General features: G+C 69.4%; 17 protein-coding genes. 7 read left to right on the top strand and 10 right to left on the bottom strand.

Annotation, left to right across the window (positions count from 1 at the left end; genetic code table 11):
* Nucleotides 1-36 precede the first annotated feature (36 nt).
* From aspA to crcB (ACIA8X_RS31630), 7 genes are all read right to left on the bottom strand, one after another.
* Nucleotides 37-1449, bottom strand: coding sequence for an aspartate ammonia-lyase (gene aspA, locus ACIA8X_RS31660; RefSeq protein WP_393444041.1), 1413 nt, complete (start codon nucleotides 1447-1449; stop codon nucleotides 37-39).
* Between the two features lie 146 nt (nucleotides 1450-1595).
* Complete coding sequence (locus tag ACIA8X_RS31655; RefSeq protein WP_393444381.1) at nucleotides 1596-2612, bottom strand: asparaginase; 1017 nt, start codon at nucleotides 2610-2612, stop codon at nucleotides 1596-1598.
* 50 nt (nucleotides 2613-2662) lie between these two features.
* The gene (locus ACIA8X_RS31650) at nucleotides 2663-4102 is read right to left on the bottom strand and encodes an amino acid permease (protein ID WP_393444043.1); all 1440 of its coding nucleotides are present in this window, start codon (nucleotides 4100-4102) and stop codon (nucleotides 2663-2665) included.
* Entirely contained in the window at nucleotides 4099-4776 is a 678-nt protein-coding gene (locus ACIA8X_RS31645) for a FadR/GntR family transcriptional regulator (protein ID WP_393444383.1), read from the bottom strand. The genes ACIA8X_RS31650 and ACIA8X_RS31645 overlap by 4 nt, the downstream gene beginning before the upstream one ends.
* A 135-nt stretch (nucleotides 4777-4911) precedes the next feature.
* Nucleotides 4912-5286: a fluoride efflux transporter CrcB gene (gene crcB / locus ACIA8X_RS31640; RefSeq protein WP_393444045.1), complete on the bottom strand. Its 375-nt coding sequence runs from the start codon at nucleotides 5284-5286 to the stop codon at nucleotides 4912-4914.
* Nucleotides 5283-5678 (bottom strand): DUF190 domain-containing protein, encoded by a 396-nt coding sequence (locus tag ACIA8X_RS31635; RefSeq protein ID WP_393444047.1) that lies wholly within the window; start codon nucleotides 5676-5678, stop codon nucleotides 5283-5285. The genes crcB (ACIA8X_RS31640) and ACIA8X_RS31635 overlap by 4 nt, the downstream gene beginning before the upstream one ends.
* Nucleotides 5675-6136 (bottom strand): fluoride efflux transporter CrcB, encoded by a 462-nt coding sequence (gene crcB / locus ACIA8X_RS31630; RefSeq protein ID WP_393444049.1) that lies wholly within the window; start codon nucleotides 6134-6136, stop codon nucleotides 5675-5677. The genes ACIA8X_RS31635 and crcB (ACIA8X_RS31630) overlap by 4 nt, the downstream gene beginning before the upstream one ends.
* Before the next feature lie 279 nt (nucleotides 6137-6415).
* Here crcB (ACIA8X_RS31630) and ACIA8X_RS31625 point away from each other — a divergent pair, with 279 nt between their 5' ends.
* Entirely contained in the window at nucleotides 6416-6886 is a 471-nt protein-coding gene (locus tag ACIA8X_RS31625; protein WP_393444051.1) for an SRPBCC family protein, read from the top strand.
* A 66-nt stretch (nucleotides 6887-6952) separates the two neighbouring features.
* Here ACIA8X_RS31625 and ACIA8X_RS31620 read toward each other — a convergent pair whose 3' ends face one another.
* From ACIA8X_RS31620 to ACIA8X_RS31610, 3 genes are all read right to left on the bottom strand, one after another.
* Nucleotides 6953-7240 (bottom strand): ArsR family transcriptional regulator, encoded by a 288-nt coding sequence (locus ACIA8X_RS31620; protein ID WP_393444053.1) that lies wholly within the window; start codon nucleotides 7238-7240, stop codon nucleotides 6953-6955.
* Nucleotides 7241-7433: 193 nt separating this feature from the next.
* A complete protein-coding gene (locus tag ACIA8X_RS31615) occupies nucleotides 7434-9008 on the bottom strand; it encodes an arabinogalactan endo-beta-1,4-galactanase (protein ID WP_393444055.1) in 1575 nt (524 codons plus the stop codon).
* Nucleotides 9009-9121: 113 nt separating this feature from the next.
* Nucleotides 9122-11143 (bottom strand): beta-galactosidase, encoded by a 2022-nt coding sequence (locus ACIA8X_RS31610; RefSeq protein ID WP_393444057.1) that lies wholly within the window; start codon nucleotides 11141-11143, stop codon nucleotides 9122-9124.
* 183 nt (nucleotides 11144-11326) lie between these two features.
* Between ACIA8X_RS31610 and ACIA8X_RS31605 the strand changes: the two genes are divergently transcribed.
* The 6 genes from ACIA8X_RS31605 (at nucleotide 11327) to ACIA8X_RS31580 (ending at nucleotide 16545) form a co-directional block, all read left to right on the top strand.
* Nucleotides 11327-12643, top strand: a complete 1317-nt coding sequence (locus ACIA8X_RS31605) for an ABC transporter substrate-binding protein (protein ID WP_393444059.1) — start codon at nucleotides 11327-11329, stop codon at nucleotides 12641-12643.
* On the top strand, nucleotides 12640-13575 hold the full coding sequence (locus tag ACIA8X_RS31600; protein WP_393444061.1) for a carbohydrate ABC transporter permease: 936 nt from the start codon (nucleotides 12640-12642) through the stop codon (nucleotides 13573-13575). Before ACIA8X_RS31605 ends, ACIA8X_RS31600 begins: the two co-directional genes overlap by 4 nt.
* Nucleotides 13572-14480: a carbohydrate ABC transporter permease gene (locus tag ACIA8X_RS31595; RefSeq protein ID WP_393444063.1), complete on the top strand. Its 909-nt coding sequence runs from the start codon at nucleotides 13572-13574 to the stop codon at nucleotides 14478-14480. The genes ACIA8X_RS31600 and ACIA8X_RS31595 overlap by 4 nt, the downstream gene beginning before the upstream one ends.
* Nucleotides 14477-15508 (top strand): LacI family DNA-binding transcriptional regulator, encoded by a 1032-nt coding sequence (locus ACIA8X_RS31590; protein ID WP_393444065.1) that lies wholly within the window; start codon nucleotides 14477-14479, stop codon nucleotides 15506-15508. The genes ACIA8X_RS31595 and ACIA8X_RS31590 overlap by 4 nt, the downstream gene beginning before the upstream one ends.
* A 212-nt stretch (nucleotides 15509-15720) precedes the next feature.
* Nucleotides 15721-16071, top strand: coding sequence for a VOC family protein (locus ACIA8X_RS31585; RefSeq protein ID WP_393444067.1), 351 nt, complete (start codon nucleotides 15721-15723; stop codon nucleotides 16069-16071).
* 84 nt (nucleotides 16072-16155) lie between these two features.
* Nucleotides 16156-16545, top strand: coding sequence for a MarR family winged helix-turn-helix transcriptional regulator (locus ACIA8X_RS31580; RefSeq protein ID WP_393444069.1), 390 nt, complete (start codon nucleotides 16156-16158; stop codon nucleotides 16543-16545).

Here is a 16545-nt window from a genome sequence, read left to right as displayed (position 1 = left end):
GACGGTCCCGGTGCGCATCCGCGGACTGGGGACGGGTCAGGCCAGGGCCTGCCCGCTGCCCGCGACGACCTCGGGACGGAGCAGGTCCGCGAGGGTCTCGGCCGGCAACAGGCCCTTCTCCAGGACGAGTTCGGCCACGCCCCGGCCGCTGACGAGGGCCTCCTTGGCGATGTCGGTCGCGGCCGTGTACCCGATGTGCGGGTTCAGGGCGGTGACCAGGCCGATGGAGTTCTCCACGGACCGCCGCAGCGCCTCGGTGTTGGCGGTGATGCCGTCCACGCAGCGCTCGGCGAGGGTCACGCAGGCCGCCCGCAGGTGGGTGATCGACTCCGACAACGAGTGCAGGATGATCGGCTCGAAAGCGTTGAGCTGGAGCTGTCCGGCCTCGGCGGCCATGGTGATGGCGACGTCGTTGCCGATCACCTCGAAGGCGACCTGGTTGACGACCTCGGGAATCACCGGGTTGACCTTGCCCGGCATGATCGACGAACCGGCCTGCACGGGCGGCAGGTTGATCTCACCGAGTCCCGCACGCGGCCCGGAGGACAGCAGCCGCAGATCGTTGCAGCTCTTGCTGAGCTTGACGGCGATGCGCTTGAGCACGCCGGACATCTGGACGAACGCCCCGCAGTCCTGCGTGGCCTCGACCAGGTTCGCGGCGGTGACCAGCGGCAGCCCGGTGATCTCGGAGAGATGACGGCGGGCCGACTCGGCGTACCCGACCGGGGCGTTGAGCCCGGTGCCGATCGCCGTGGCACCCAGGTTGATCTCATGGATCAACTGGACAGCCTCGTCAAGACGGTTGCGATCCTCGTCAATCATGACGGCGTACGCGGAGAACTCCTGCCCCAGCGTCATCGGCACCGCGTCCTGCAACTGCGTACGGCCCATCTTGAGCACGTCACGGAACTCGACGGCCTTGCGGGCGAACGCGTCCTGGAGAACGGACATCGCCTTGAGCAGCCCGCGCACCGCGAACACCGTCGCGATCTTCACGGCGGTCGGGTAGACGTCGTTCGTCGACTGCCCGAGGTTCACGTCCTCGTTCGGGTGCAGGTACTGGTACTCGCCCTTCTCGAACCCCAGCAGCTCCAACGCCCGGTTGGCCACGACCTCGTTGGCGTTCATGTTGGTCGACGTGCCGGCACCGCCCTGGATGACGTCGACGACGAACTGGTCGTGCAGCTCGCCGCCCCGGATCTCCCGGCAGGCGGCGACGATCGCGGCGGCCTTCTTCGGGTCCAGAAGCCCGAGTTCCTCATTCGCGAGGGCAGCGGCCTCCTTGACGGCGGCGAGGGCGTCGATGAGGTGCGGGTAGGCGGAGATCGACGTCCCGGTGATCGCGAAATTCTCGGTGGCGCGCAGCGTGTGGACGCCCCAGTACGCGTCGGCGGGAACGTCCCGGTCGCCGAGCAGATCGTGTTCGCTACGGGTGGAGGCGACGGTCATGAGGGTGAGGGTCCTCTTTCTGAGGTACGGAGGTGACAGCGCCCCTGAAAGGGGCGCGGGGCGTTATCGATTTGCGGCTACCGCCGCGTGGGCGCGACCAGCCACATCCGGCCCGCAGTCGCGGAACGACATGTGCGCCCGGATGACTAGGCGCAAGCCGAAACAACAACAGGCTCCAGCGAACGAACGGGCCGCACACACCCGACCGCCTGACCGCCCCCGAGAAGCGCCTCTCCCTGGAACTCTGTGAGCAGCCCCGGATCCACCCCGGCCCTGCCCAAAGCCGCGGCAGCAACCGGCACCCGCGCCCGATTCGCCCCATCGGCGATCTTCACGGCAACGGCCCGCCCGTCCGGCAGCGCGGCAACCTGCACGCCCTCGAACCCGTCCTTGGCGAGCAGCCCCGGCACGGCCCGCATCAGCGCAGCCACATCCCGCCCCGAGCCGGAGGCCATCTCGGCGTGCTCCCGCATCGCATCGGCGACCCGCGCCTCCGGCGTACCCGCCACCGCGGTGGTGATCCGGGCGGCGGCCCGGGCAAGCCCGTGCAGCGAGACGGAGAACAACGGCGCCCCACACCCGTCGACCGTCACCCGCGCGATCCGCTGGCCCGTGAGGTCCTCGACGATCTCGGCGATCGCCTGCTGAAGGGGGTGCGCGGGGTCGAGGTAGCCCTCCAGGGACCAGCCATTGAGCCGGCAGGCATACAGCATCGCCGCGTGCTTGCCGGAGCAGTTCTGGGCGAGCCGGGAGGGCGGTCGGCCCTCCCGGACCCAGGAGTCCCGCACGACCGGGTCGTACGGCATGTCCGGGACGTTGCGCAGGTGGTCCTCGGTGAGTCCGGCGAGCTCCAGAATCCGCCGGGTTCCGGCGAGGTGGCGTTCCTCGCCGGAGTGGCTGGCCGCGGTGAGCGACAGCAGGTCGCCGTCGAGCGGGAGCCCGGCGCGGACCATGGCGACGGCCTGGACCGGCTTGAGCGCGGAGCGCGGGTAGAAGGCGGCCTCGATGTCACCGAGCTGGAACTGGACCTGGCCGTCGGCGCCGAGGACGACGACGGAGCCGTAGTGGATGCCTTCGGTCATTCCGCCGCGTATGAGGTGGGCGACGGGCGCGTGGAGGGGTTCGCGGACAAGGGGTGCGTCCGCTATGGAACTGCTGTACATCACTGCCTGGTTGTCGTGGGCCGATGAGGGGTCGTCGACCGACACGGGTGTCACGCGTCGGCCTTGCCGGCGGTGCGGGCGACACGGCGACGGATGCCGTACCAGCCCGCGACCAGCGCTCCGACGATCAGCGGCAGGCACAGCACGGTGGTGCGGCCGGCGCCTCCGTCGGCGTACATGAGGACCAGGACGGAGGCCAGGAAGGCCAGCGTCACGAGTTCGGTCCAGGGGGAGCCCGGCAGTCGGTAGTCGGGCCGGTCGAGCTCGCCCTTCTGGGTCTTCTGCCAGAAGAGCAGGTGACAGATCATGATCATGCCCCAGGTGGCGAGGATGCCGATCGCCGCGAAGTTCAGCACGATCTCGAACGCGTCCGCGGGGACGACGAAGTTGAGACCGACACCCAGGACACAGATACCGCTGGTGAGCAGGATGCCGCCGTAGGGGACCTGGCTGCGGCTCATCACCGAGGTGAACTTGGGGGCGGAGCCGGACATCGCCATGGAGCGCAGGATGCGGCCGGTGGAGTACAGGCCGGAGTTGAGCGAGGACATGGCCGCGGTCATCACGACCAGGTTCATGACGCCGCCGGCGGCCGGGATGCCGATGTTGGACAGCACGGTGACGAAGGGGCTCTCCCCCGCCTTGTACGACGACCAGGGCAGCAGCATCGACAGCAGGACGACCGAGCCGACGTAGAACAGACCGACGCGCCACATGATCGAGTTGATCGCCTTCGGCATGATCTTCTCGGGGTTCTCGGTCTCACCGGCCGCGACGCCGACCAGCTCGACGGAGGCGTAGGCGAAGACGACACCCTGGATGATCAGCAGCATGGGCAGCAGGCCGTTGGGGAAGAGGCCGCCGTGGTCGGTGATCAGGGAGGGGCCGGGGGTGGTGCCGTCGACGGGGTGCTGGGTGACCAGCAGGAAGATGCCGATGCACATGAAGACGACGAGCGCGCCGACCTTGATGATCGCGAACCAGAACTCCAGCTCGCCGAAGATCTTCACCGAGATCAGGTTCACGGTGAGGACGACGGCGAGGGCGATCAGCGCGATCACCCACTGCGGGATGTCGGAGAACATGCCCCAGTAGTGGGTGTACGTGGCTACCGCGGTGATGTCGGCGATGCCGGTGGTGGCCCAGTTCAGGAAGTACATCCAGCCCGCGGTGTACGCGCCCTTCTCTCCCATGAACTCCCGGGCGTACGACACGAAGGCACCGGAGGACGGGCGGTACAGGACGAGTTCGCCGAGGGCGCGCACGACCAGGAAGGCGAAGACGCCGCAGACCGCGTAGGCGATGAACAGGGACGGGCCGGCGTCGGCGAGCCGGCCGCCGGCGCCGAGGAACAGGCCGGTGCCGATGGCTCCGCCGATGGCGATCATGTTGACGTGTCGGGACTTCAGCGACTTGCTGTAGCCGGCGTCTCCGGCGTCGACATGGCCGGAACGTTTCTGCACGCCCTCGTGCAGGGACTGCTCACTCACGCCTCGGGTCCGCCTTCCGTGGTGCTGCCCGTGCGCGGGGGGCGCACGATGTCGGTGAGGGTCGTCTCGACGCGGTCCAGGTGGTGGGCCATGGCGTCGGTCGCGTCGAGTTCGGAACCGTCGATCAGCGCCTCGACGATCGCCCGGTGCTCGCGGTTGGACTGCTCGCGCCGGCCGCCCAGCTCATTGAGGAAGGCCGACTGACGCGCCAGCGCGTCGCGGATCTCCTCGATGACCCGGCGGAACACCGGGTTCTGGGCGGCTTCGGCCACGGCCAGGTGGAAGAGGGTGTCCATCGCGACCCACGCGGTGGTGTCCGTCTCCCGTTCCATGCGGTCGAGCAGGTGGGCGAGGTGGTCGAGGTTCTCCGGGGTGCGGCGCAGCGCCGCGTACCCGGCGACCGGGATCTCGACGTGCCGGCGCACTTCCAGCAGGTCGCTGGCCGAGTAGTCGCCGAAGGTGGGGTCCTCGACGGCGTTCGCGACGACGAAGGTGCCCTTGCCGGTCTTGGAGACGGTCAGACCCATGGTCTGCAGGGCCCGCAGGGCCTCGCGCAGCACAGGACGGCTGATCTCCAGGGTGCGGCAGAGCTCCGCCTCGGAGGGGAGTTTGTCGCCGATGGCGTACTCGCCGCGCTCGATGGCGTCGCGGAGGTGTGCCAGCACCGCTTCCATGGCGCTGACGCGCCGTGGAGGCTGACTGGCTGTCCGGCTGTCTGACAGGTTCACGGTGGTGATCCTGCGGGTGACATCCGGGAGCTGTCAAGAGAAGCGATTGAGGAAATTCATTACGACGCCCCGGGCCGGTGCCTACGACCACACCGCCTGGGCGATCGAAACCCCGAGGAACGCCGCTGCGAGGCCCGCGGTCACGCTGCCCGCGATGTTGGCGAGAGCGTAGAGCCCCGCCCCGGTCTCGGTCAGCCGCAGGGTCTCGTAGGAGAAGGTCGAGTACGTGGTCAGGGCGCCGCACAGGCCGGTGCCCAGGAGCAGCTGGAGGTGGGAACTCGCGGCGCCGGCCGCCGCCGCGCCGGTGAGCAGGCCGAGGATCAGGCAGCCGGTGACGTTGACCGCGAGCGTGCCCCAGGGGAACACCGAGTCGTGCCGGGACTGCACCGCGCGGTCGGTGAGGTAGCGCAGGGGCGCGCCGACCACGGCGCCCGCGATCACCAGGAGCCAGTTCACGGCGACTTCTCACCCTTCGTGTTCTTGCTCTTCGCGGCAGTAGTGCGCGGGGTGTCGTCGCCGCCGACGTACCGGATGACCTCGCAGTCGTCGAGGGTCACGAGCCCTTCTCCGACGAGCTCGTCCAGCTGCGGCAGGAAGGCCCGGACCCGCTCCTCCGTATCGACGATCACGATCGCGACCGGCAGGTCCTCGCTCAGGGACAGCAGCCGCGAGGTGTGGATCACGCGGGACGCGCCGAAGCCCTCGATGCCGCGGAAGACGCCGGCGCCCGCGAGGCCGGCGGCGTGGGCGCGGTGGACGATCTCCGAGTAGAGGGGCCTGTGCCGCCAGGTGTCGCTCTCGCCGACGAAGACGGTCACACGCAGGGCCCTGCCGGTCAGCCTCGTCATGGCTGCCTCCACTTCAGGACGCGGCGGGTCGCCGTCGCGGCGAGCCAGACCGCCGTGAGCGCCGCGATCAGGGTCGCGGCAAGGTAGGCCAGTCCGGTGCGGGGGTGGCCGCTGTCGACCAGTTTCTGGATGTCGACGGCGTACGTGGAGAACGTGGTGAAGCCGCCGAGGACCCCGGTGCCGAAGAAGGGGCGGACGAGGCGGTGGGCGGCCCACACATCGGTGATGACCACCATGAACACACCGATCACGGCGCAGCCGACCACGTTGGTCCAGAAGGTCGCCCAGGGGAAGCCGCCCGGCGGGGCCGGCCACCACAGGGAGGCCGCGTAGCGGGCCGTGGCGCCGAGGGCTCCGCCGACGGCGACCACCGCGACGATCGGCGCCTGTGTCCGCCAGGCGGGCTGCCGCGCGGTACGGGTGGGGGCGCGGAGGTTCTCGGTGTCCGGGGCTGTCATGGGCGTACGTCTCCTACTCGCCGGGGCCCGGGCAGGCAGGCCGCGTCGTCGCAAGTAGGGACCGTTGGCGGCAGCGCTGCCGCGGTTCGGGTACGGCGGGCCCCACCGCCGCGCCGCGAGGGTGATCGCGGCCGGTGAACAGGGTAACTCCGGGCGTCCGGGGGGAGCACTTCGAGGCCTCGACCTGGGTACGTCCCACTGCTGCGGGTGCCCCGGGTGCGCCGCGCGGCTACCGTCGAAGAGCCCCCTGAGCAGCTGAGGAAATGGAGCGTGGTCGGCTTGGCACGGAACCGTCGCCTGATCCTGAGCTCCCCGTCCGAGGTCTGGAGTCTGCTGTCCGACGGCCATCGCTACGGGGAGTGGGTCACCGGAACCCAGCAGGTCCTCGCAGCGGACCCGCACTGGCCGGAGGTGGGCGCCCGGCTGCGCGTCCGCGTCGGTGTCGGCCGCGTGGCCCTGGAGGACACCTGCGTGGTCCGCATCTGCGAACCGCAGCAGCGGCTGGAACTGGAAGCCAAGGCGGATCCCTTCGGCGCGGCCCGCATCGCCATGCGGCTGATCCCCTGGGGCGAGCACACTCTTCTGCTGCTCGACTGGCACCCGCTCCGGGGTCCCGGCATCCGGATGCACGGACTGCCCGTCGACTACGTCGTCGCGATCCGCAACGGCATGATGCTGACGAAGCTGGCCCGGATCGCGGTGCGCGAGCATGACGAGCTCGGTCGGATGGCCGGACGCGGCGCGGGCTAGCGAGGGCCGGGCCTGGACGGCGACCGACGTGCTCCGGCCGTCCGACCTGCTCCTCCTGCCCTCCGCCTACCAGCCCTTCTCGAACATCCGCGCCACCTCGGCGATCCGCATCTCCTCGCGCCGGTAGTACAGGCGCCGCCGGATCCGCTTCGTGCGCAGCAGGCCGAGGTCCACGAGGAGGCCCAGGTGGATCTCGGCGACCTTGCGCGACACGCCGAGCTTCGCGGCCACGGCGTCCGCGGGGACGCCGTCCTCGACCGGATCGCCGTGTCGTGGCTTGGGGAAGTGTGCGGCCGGGTTCTTCAGCCATTCCAGGATGTCCAGGCGCCTTACGCTGACGGGAGTCCTGAGCATCTCGTCCCTCCCTCCGTCGGGCCGCGTCTTAATGCGCCTTCCCACTGTCGCGCAGTCCAAGCCGCCGTGTCCGGGACTCCTGGACCGTTGTCCGGTACCGAACGGCCGTACGACACAAGGTGGTTCGCCCGGAACGCGGCGGGGCCCGGCCGCATGGGCACGGCCGGGCCCTTCTGTCGCTGATTCAACGAACTCAGCGGTGGCTGAACCACGCCATCGACGACAGCGCCACGTCGTCGTAGCCGAACAGCGCCTGGTTCTCCCATCCGTTGCCGGAAGAGGCGTCGGTCGGGTCCCAGCCGTTGCCGGAGACGGCGGTCCAGGTCGCCTCCCAGTAGAAGACGCCGAGGCCGCGGCCGTTCGGGACAGCCTCCACGATGCTCGTCACGTCGTTCATCCAGCGGCGCTGGCCGGCCGTGTTCGCCGGGTAGCCGGAGACCAGTTCGCCGGTGGTGTTGATGATCTCCTCGTGCGAGTCCTCGCTGTCCAGCCGGAACGGGTAGGCCGTCTCGGCGACGAAGACCGGCTTGCCGTAGCGGGACGCCGCGTCGTCCAGGGTCGTCTGGAAGTCGTAGAGCGAGCCGTGCCAGTAGCCGTAGTAGGACAGGCCGATCGCGTCGAACTTCACGCCGTTGGACACCGCGCTGTCGAACCACCAGCGGGTGCCGGACAGATCGCCGCCCTTGGCGAGGTGCAGCGCGACCGTGGTGGACGAGTTGACCGCCTTGACCGCGTCGTAGCCCGAGTTGAGCAGACCGGCGAGCTGCGACCAGTTGTCCGTGGAGCCCTCGGACCACAGCATGCCGCCGTTGATCTCGTTGCCCACCTGGACCATGTCGGCGGTGGTGCCTTGAGCCTTCAACGCGTTCAGCACGTCGTACGTGTGGTTGTACACGTCGGTCCTGAGTTGACTGTACGAGTGCCCCGCCCAGGCGGCCGGCTTGCTCTGGGCGCCCGGGTCGGCCCAGGTGTCCGAGTAGTGGAAGTCGACCAGCAGCTTCATGCCGGCGGCCTTGACGCGCTTGGCCATGGCGAGCACGCGCGTCTTGTTGTTGTAGCCGTCGGCCGGGTTGACCCAGACCTTCAGGCGCGCGTAGTTCATGCCGGCGTTCTTCAGGATGGTGACCGCGTCGCCGGTCGTGCCCGAACTGGTCTTGTAGACACCGCCCTTGGCCTCGCTCTTGACGAGGGAGGAGATGTCGGCGCCGTGGATCGACGTGCCGCCGGTGCCGGACGCGAAGGTCAGGTCGTCGACATTGATCCAGTTGCCCGCGTTCGCGTCACTGTTGATGCTGATGGTGCACTGACTGTTGGTCACATTGACCGGCACGACGATACGGATCCAGCCGCTCGCCGAGACCGGAAGATCGGTGCGCTGCTCGGCGCCGCCGCAACTCTTCAGCGCTATGTACGCCGAGTTCTGGCCACCGCCGGAGCGGACCCAGGCGGTGAGTTTGTAGTTCCCGTTGGTCAGCCCGGACAGGTACTGGTAGGTCTCCACCTTGTAGGCGGAGGACGAGTAGTGGGTCAGGCGGTAACTGCCGCCGTGGCCGCCGGCCTCGGTGAAGGAGGCCGAGTTCTGGCCGGCCGCCGAGTACGTGGACCAGCCGGCCGGTGTCGCGGTGCCGGTGCCGTCGGACTCGAAGCCGCCGTTGGTGAGCGTGCTCGCCGCCGAGGCGGTCTGCGCGGGCAGGGCGGTGAGGGCGAGTCCTGCGGCGAGCGGTATCAGCAGGCCCCGGAGGGTGCGGGTGCGTCTGGGATGGAACATCGTCGTCCGTCGTCCCTTCGACGTATGGATGGGGGTGTCCCTGGCCGGGGAGGCCGGCGAGGGCAGCCCCTCCGCCCGCGGCTCGTGGCACGCGCGGGCGGAGGGGAGTCGGCTCAGCCGTCGAGTCGTACGACCCGGACGGCTCCCGCGGGCACCTCCAGGCGGCCCGCGGCGCGTTCACCGGTCAGCACCTCGGTGCCGGACGTCTCCAGCGGCACCTTGGCGTCCGACGCGGTGTGGTTGATCGCGAACAGGTAGCTGCCCGACTCGCCGGCGCGGCGCACCACCTCGACGTCACGGGGCAGGTCGACACGCGGGGCGACCTGCGCGTCCTCGATCGCCCAGCCGAGCAGCGCGTCGAGGCCCTCGGCGCCCAGGCGGGTGGAGACGTACCAGGCGGTGCCCTCGCCGAGTCGGTGCCGGGTGACGGCCGGGTGGCCGGCGGTCAGGCCGTCGGCGTACGTCCACACGGTCTCGGCGCCGCGCGGGACGACGAACTCGGTCCACACGTCGCCGCTGAGCTCGGAGCCATCGGGGCCGGTGATCCGCACGAGCTGGTCCTTCAGCAGCGGGGAGAACTCCTCGACCGTGAGGCCGAGGACGTCCCGCAGCGGTCCGGGGTAGGCGCCCTCGTGCACGGCGTCGTGCTCGTCGACGATGCCGGAGAAGTACGACACGAGGAGGGTGCCGCCGTTCTCGACGTACCGGCGCAGGTTGTGGCCGGCCGCCTCCGTCATCAGGTACAGCGCGGGTACGACGACAAGGGGATAGGGCGACAAGTCGGCCTCCGGGTGCGCGAAGTCGACCGTGAGGTGGCGGTCGTAGAGCACTTCGTAGAAGGCGTCGGCGCGCTCGCGCGGGTCGTGGCCCTCGCTGGGCCGCCAGTCGAGGTTCTGCGCCCACCACGAGTGCCAGTCCCACAGCATCGCCACGTCGGCCCGCGTGCGGGTGCCGAGCACGCCGCTCAACGAGTCGAGGGCGGCGCCCAGTTCGACCACCTCGCGCCACACGCGTGTGTCGGTGCCCCCGTGCGGGAGCATCGCCGAGTGGAACTTCTCGGCGCCGCGCCGGGACTGCCGCCACTGGAAGAACATGGCGCCCTCGGAGCCGCGCGCCACATGCGCGAGGGAGTTGCGGGCCATCTGGCCGGGGGCCTTGGCGGGGTTGCGGGGCTGCCAGTTGACGCCCGAGGTGGAGTGCTCCAGCAGGATCCAGGGCGCTCCCCCGGCCACCGAGCGTGTGAGGTCGGCGGCCATCGCGAGGTTGACGTGGGTGCGGCGGCCGTCGGTGATCAGGTAGTGGTCATTGGTGACGATGTCGACCTCGCGGCCCCAGGCCCAGTAGTCGACGGAGTCGCACTGGCTGAGGGCCGTCATGAAGTTGGTCGTGACGGGGACGCCCGGCGAGAGGCGGTGCAGGATGTCCCGTTCCATGCGGAAGTTCTCGCGCATGGTGGCGTCGGCGAACCGCTTGTAGTCCAGCGCCTGTGCCGGGTTGACGGAAGTGGGCGTCAGGCGCGGCGGGTTGATCTGCCCGAGGTCGCCGTAGCGCTGGCCCCAGAAGGCGGTGCCCCAGGCCTCGTTGACCGCGTCGACCGTTCCGTACGTCGACGCCAGCCAGCGGCGGAAGTGCGCGGCGCAGGAGTCGCAGTAGCAGGCGGAGACGGGGACGCCGTACTCGTTGTGCACGTGCCACATCGCCAGCGCCGGGTGGTCGCCGTAGCGTTCGGCGAGCTTGGTGGTGATGGCGGCGGCGGCCGCGCGGTAGTCGGCGTTGCTGTGACAGATCGCGGCGCGCGAGCCGAACTCGTGGCGCACACCTTCCGCGGTCACGGGCAGGGCCTCGGGGTGGGCGCGGTAGAACCACACCGGCGGGCACACCGTGGGCGTGCCGAGGTCGACGCGGATGCCGTTCTCGTGGAGCAGGGCGAACAGGCGGTCCAGCCAGCCGAAGTCGTACTCCCCGGGTGAGGGCTCCAGCAGGGCCCAGGAGAAGATCCCGACACTCACCATCGTGACGCCGGCCTCCCGCATCAGCCGGACGTCCTCCTGCCAGACGCTTTCCGGCCACTGCTCGGGGTTGTAGTCCCCACCGAAGGCGAGCCTGGTCAGGCCCCTGGGGGTGGTCTCCGGCATGGATCTCTCCCGTTTAATCGATCATTTGGGAACGTGCACACATCCGATCAGCGGTGCGAGCCCAACATAACCGCACAGCAACAACCATTGACAAGTGTCCGGGATGTTTCTCTACTGTGAACGCTCACAGAAGCATGGCGGGTTTTCGCAGCAGGCGGAGGCCCCAGGTCAGGGGAGAGATCCATGCCCAACACGAAGCGCGTTCGCCTCGTGGCATCCACCATCGCCGTGGCCCTCGGCGCCACCGCCCTTGCCGCTTGCGGCTCCGAAGACGCGAGCGACGACGCGTCAGGGCCGGCCTCACTGACGTACTGGACGTGGACGCCCGGCATGGACAAGGTCGTCGACCTGTGGAACAAGGGCCAGGGCAAGAAGGACCAGATCACGGTCACGGTGAAGAAGCAGGCGTCCGGCGACACGCTGACCACCAAGATCCTCACCGCGCACAAGGCCGGCAAGGCGCCGGACCTGGTGCAGGCCGAGTACCAGGCGCTGCCGACGCTCGTCAGCAATGACGCGGTCGCGGACATAGCGAGCGAGGTCGGCGACGCGAAGAGCAAGTTCGCCGACGGTGTGTGGCAGCAGACCACGCTGGGCACGGACGCGGTCTACGCCGTCCCGCAGGACATCGGGCCGATGATGTTCTACTACCGCGAGGACCTCTTCAAGAAGTACGGCCTGACGGTGCCGACCACCTGGGAGCAGTTCGCCGAGACCGCCCGCGCGCTGAAGAAGAAGTCCCCCGGCACGGACCTCACCACCTTCTCCGCCAACGACTCCGGGCTCTTCGCGGGCCTCGCCCAGCAGGCCGGCGCCAAGTGGTGGACGACCTCCGGCGAGAATTGGCAGGTCGGCATCAATGACGCCGCCTCCCAGAAGGTCGCGGGGTTCTGGGGCGACCTGGTCAAGGAGGGCGCCATCGACAACCAGCCGATGTACACGCCGGCCTGGAACAAGGCGCTCAACACCGGCAAGCAGATCGCCTGGGTCAGCGCCGTGTGGGCGCCGGGCACCCTGACCACGGCCGCGCCCGACACCAAGGGCAAGTGGGCCATGGCCCCGCTCCCCCAGTGGTCGCAGTCGGAGAACGTCACCGGCAGCTGGGGCGGCTCCTCGACCGCCGTCACCACGGACTCCAAGCACAAGGCCGCCGCCGCGAAGTTCGCCGCCTGGCTGAACACCGACCGTGACGCCCTCAACGCGCTGGCCAAGGAGAGCGGCATCTACCCGGCGTCCACGTCGGCCCAGCTCAGCGGCGCCTTCACCACTCCGCCGGACTACTTCTCCAACCAGGCCGACTTCTACACGAAGGCCGCCGACATCGCCGAGACCACGGCGCCGTCCGCGTGGGGCCCGAACGTGAACGTCGCCTACACGACCTTCAAGGACGCCTTCGGCAAGGCCGCCAAGAACAAGTCGGACTTCGCCGCCGCCCTGAAGACCATGCAGGATGACACGGTCACCGACCTGAAGAAGCAGGGCTTCGAGGTCTCCGAGTGACCAGCACAAGCCGGAGGGCGTACGGGGTGAAGGGGGCCCCGTATGCCTTCCTCCTCCCCGCAACCGTCCTCTTCCTGCTCTTCTTCGCGCTGCCCATCGGCTACGCGGTCTGGCTCAGCTTCCGCAAGGTGAAGGTCTCCGGGCTCGGGCTCGGTTCCGGCGCCCGCAAGGAGGTGTGGGCCGGCCTGGAGAACTACACGGACGCCCTCACCGACAGCGAACTGGTCGACGGCGCGCTGCGCGTGCTCGGTTACGGCTGCATCGTGGTGCCGGTGATGCTGGGCCTCGCCCTGCTGTTCGCGCTGATGCTCGACTCCGACAAGGTGCGGCTCGCGCCGTTCACGCGGCTCGCGATCTTCCTGCCGTACGCCATCCCCGGCGTCGTGGCCGCGCTGCTGTGGGGCTTCCTGTACCTGCCGGACGTCAGCCCGTTCTACTACGTGCTCGACAGGCTGGGCATGCCGCAGCCGGACCTGCTCGACGGCGGTCCGCTGTACCTCGCCCTGTCGAACATCGCGGTCTGGGGCGGTACCGGCTTCAACATGATCGTCATCTACACCTCGCTCCAGGCCATCCCGGTGGAGGTGTACGAGGCGGCCAAGCTGGACGGCGCCACGCCGCTGCAGGTCGCGTTGCGGATCAAGATCCCGATGGTGGCGCCCTCGCTGGTGCTGACCTTCTTCTTCTCGATCATCGCCACGCTTCAGGTGTTCAGCGAGCCGACCACCCTCAAGCCGCTCACCAACTCCGTGTCCACGACGTGGAGTCCGCTGATGAAGGTGTACCAGGACGCCTTCGGCAAGGGCGACTTCTACGCGGCGGCGGCGCAGGCCACGATCATCGCCCTGGTCACCCTGCTGCTCTCCTTCGGCTTCCTGCGGGCCGCGAACCGTCGGAACAAGCGGGACGTCACTCAAGGAGGGGCACGATGAGCTCCCTTGCCGTCGGCAAAGCCGACACGGCCGCCGGCAGCACGTCCGGCACCGCCCAGAGCCGCCGGCCACTGCGCCGCCGGATCGCGCTGATCCCGACGGTCACGCTGCTGCTCGGCGCGCTCTACTGCCTGCTGCCCGTCGCCTGGGTGATGATCGCGGCGACGAAGTCCGGCAGTGAGCTGTTCTCCACGTTCACCTTCCTGCCGGGCACGGGCTTCGCCGACAACTTCTCGGATCTGAGCGCCTATCGCGACGGCGTGTACTGGCAGTGGATGGGCAACTCCGCTCTGTACGCCGTTCTCGGCGCCCTGCTGTCGACGTGTGTGTCGGCGTTCAGCGGCTACGCCCTGGCGATGTACCGCTTCCCCGGCCGCGAGGCGATCTTCAACGTCCTGCTGGCGGGCGTGCTGATGCCGCCGGTGATCCTGGCCATCCCGCAGTACCTGCTGCTGGCCAAGGCCGACCTGACGGACTCGTACCTGTCCGTGCTGCTGCCGCAGATCCTCTCGCCGTACGGCGTCTACCTGGCGCGGATCTACGCGGCCGCGGCGGTCCCCGCCGACGTGGTCGAGGCGGGGCGGATGGACGGGGCGAGCGAGTGGCGGATCTTCACGCGGGTCGCACTGCCGATGATGGTGCCCGGCATGGTGACGGTCTTCCTGTTCCAGTTCGTGGCGATCTGGAACAACTTCCTGCTGCCGTACATCATGCTCAGCGACGACGAGCGGTTCCCGATCACGGTCGGACTGCAGACGCTCCTCGAACAGGGCGCCAACACGCCCGCGCTGTACACGCTGGTGATCACCGGCGCGTTCCTCGCGGTGATTCCGCTGGTGGCGCTCTTCCTGGTCATCCAGCGGTTCTGGAGTCTCGATCTGCTCTCCGGAGCCGTAAAGTCATGACCATGAGCAACACGGGGGGCCGACGCAGACCGCCGACGATCCACGACGTGGCGCGCGAGGCCGGAGTCTCACGGGGCACCGTCTCGCGCGTGCTCAACGGCGGGCACTACGTCAGCCCGGCCGCGCAGGAGGCGGTCAACGCGGCGATCCGCAAGACGGGTTACGTCGTCAACCGCCATGCGCGCTCGCTGATCACCGGGCGTTCGGACTCCATCGGGTTCCTCCTGACCGAGCCGCAGGAGAAGTTCTTCGAGGACCCCAACTTCAATGTCCTGCTGCGTGGTTGCACCCAGGCGCTGGCCGCACACGACATCCCGTTGCTGCTGATGCTGGCGGGCACGAAGGACGAACGGCGGCGCATCACGCGGTACATCACGGCCGGGCACGTCGACGGGGTGCTGCTGGTGTCCAGCCACTCCGGTGACCCTGTGGCCGAGGAGCTGCGTGAGGCGGGTGTGCCGCTGGTGGCGTGCGGCAAGCCGATCGGGCTCGGTTCCAAGGTCAGTTATGTGGCCGCGGACGACCGGGACGGCGCCCGGGACATGGTGCGCCATCTGCTGTCCGTCGGGCGTCGCCGTATCGGGGTGGTCACCGGTCCGCTGGACACCCCGGGCGGTGTGGAGCGGCTCGCCGGGTACAAGGAGGTGCTCACCGAGGCGGGCGTCGAGATCGACGACCGGCTCATCGTCTCCGGCGACTACAGCCGGGCGAGCGGTGAGGCGGGCGCCGAGCAGCTGCTGGCGCAGGCGCCGGAGATGGACGCGGTGTTCGTCGCGTCCGACCTGATGGCGCAGGGCGTGCTGACGGCCCTGGAGCGGGCCGGGCGCCGGGTGCCGCAGGACGTCGCGGTCGGCGGCTTCGACGACTCCTCCGCCGCGCTCGCCGCCCGCCCCCAGCTCACCACCATCCGGCAGCCCTACGACCGCATCAGCGCCGAGATGGTGCGCGTGCTGATGGCGCAGATCGGCGGCGAGGATCCGGCGGCGGTGATCCTGCCGACGGAGCTGGTGCGGCGGGAGTCGGCGTAAGGGCGTGAGCGGGCCACGAGGGCGTGCCGCACGGCGTTGTGGCCGGCGACGCGCCCTCGGGCCTGCGATCGGTGGAACGCCCTCGGCCGGCGATCGGCTGCGCGCCCTCGCCCCACCATCGGTCAGGAATCGAGAAGTGCCCGGCCACTCCCCCGTCCTAGCGTGAAACCACCGACGAGACGCGTCGGACCACGCTGCACGAGGAGTGCGCCATGACCGCCGGACTGAACACGATCATCTACCCCGTCAAGGACCTCGACCGGGCGAAGGCCCTGTTCAGCGCCCTGCTGGGCACGCAGCCGTATGCGGACGAGCCGTACTACGTCGGCTTCAAGGACGCCGGACAGGACGTCGGCCTGGACCCCCATGGCCACGCGAAGGGCATGACCGGCCCGGTCCCCTACTGGCACGTGACCGACATCAGGGCGACCCTCGCGGCCCTGCTGGACACAGGTGCCGAGACGCTGCAGGACGTGAAGGACGTCGGCGGCGGCAGGCTGATCGCCTCCGTGAAGGACGCGGACGGCAATCTCGTGGGGATCCTTCAGGACCCGACCGAGTGACGACCGACACTTGCCCCTCACCTCTATTGCACGTGCACTAGTTGCACGCTCAACGATTGGCCGGATCGGTGTTACCGTTCCGGTATGGCAGTGAAGACGGCCGACGCAGGGCTCGAAGAACGGTGGCGGGACATCCTGTCGGTGCACGCGCGCACGATGTGCGAGATCGATCGCGTCCTGCACCCGCACGGACTGGGCGCGAGTGACTTCGAGGTGCTCGACATCCTGGCGACCGCCTCGCCCGAGGAGGGCACCCAGTGCCGGGTGCAGAATCTCGTCGGACGGGTCCATCTCAGCCAGAGCGCCCTGTCCCGGCTCATCGGCCGGCTGGAGAAGGACGGCCTGGTGGAGCGTTCCATGTGCGCGGAGGACCGGCGCGGCGTGTACGTCGCACTGACCCGCAAGGGCGGTGACCTGCACGCCGAGGTCCTGCCGCTGCAGCGCGACGCACTGGCCCGGATGCTGGGCGCCTGA

Source organism: Streptomyces sp. NPDC051738 (assembly GCF_044453205.1).
GTDB lineage: Bacteria > Actinomycetota > Actinomycetes > Streptomycetales > Streptomycetaceae > Streptomyces.
The sequence above is the reverse complement of the archived record's forward strand: the minus strand, read 5'-3'. Positions and strand labels throughout refer to the sequence as shown.

Excerpts from the sequence above, each read along its gene's own strand:
- aspA (WP_393444041.1), bottom strand. The coding sequence starts at position 1,449 with ATGACCGTCGCCTCCACCCGTAGCGAACACGATCTGCTCGGCGACCGG.
- ACIA8X_RS31655 (WP_393444381.1), bottom strand. The coding sequence starts at position 2,612 with ATGTACAGCAGTTCCATAGCGGACGCACCCCTTGTCCGCGAACCCCTC.
- ACIA8X_RS31645 (WP_393444383.1), bottom strand. The coding sequence starts at position 4,776 with ATGGAAGCGGTGCTGGCACACCTCCGCGACGCCATCGAGCGCGGCGAG.
- ACIA8X_RS31635 (WP_393444047.1), bottom strand. The coding sequence starts at position 5,678 with ATGACGAGGCTGACCGGCAGGGCCCTGCGTGTGACCGTCTTCGTCGGC.
- crcB (WP_393444049.1), bottom strand. The coding sequence starts at position 6,136 with ATGACAGCCCCGGACACCGAGAACCTCCGCGCCCCCACCCGTACCGCG.
- ACIA8X_RS31620 (WP_393444053.1), bottom strand. The coding sequence starts at position 7,240 with ATGCTCAGGACTCCCGTCAGCGTAAGGCGCCTGGACATCCTGGAATGG.
- ACIA8X_RS31615 (WP_393444055.1), bottom strand. The coding sequence starts at position 9,008 with ATGTTCCATCCCAGACGCACCCGCACCCTCCGGGGCCTGCTGATACCG.
- ACIA8X_RS31610 (WP_393444057.1), bottom strand. The coding sequence starts at position 11,143 with ATGCCGGAGACCACCCCCAGGGGCCTGACCAGGCTCGCCTTCGGTGGG.
- ACIA8X_RS31605 (WP_393444059.1), top strand. The coding sequence starts at position 11,327 with ATGCCCAACACGAAGCGCGTTCGCCTCGTGGCATCCACCATCGCCGTG.
- ACIA8X_RS31595 (WP_393444063.1), top strand. The coding sequence starts at position 13,572 with ATGAGCTCCCTTGCCGTCGGCAAAGCCGACACGGCCGCCGGCAGCACG.
- ACIA8X_RS31590 (WP_393444065.1), top strand. The coding sequence starts at position 14,477 with ATGACCATGAGCAACACGGGGGGCCGACGCAGACCGCCGACGATCCAC.
- ACIA8X_RS31585 (WP_393444067.1), top strand. The coding sequence starts at position 15,721 with ATGACCGCCGGACTGAACACGATCATCTACCCCGTCAAGGACCTCGAC.
- ACIA8X_RS31580 (WP_393444069.1), top strand. The coding sequence starts at position 16,156 with ATGGCAGTGAAGACGGCCGACGCAGGGCTCGAAGAACGGTGGCGGGAC.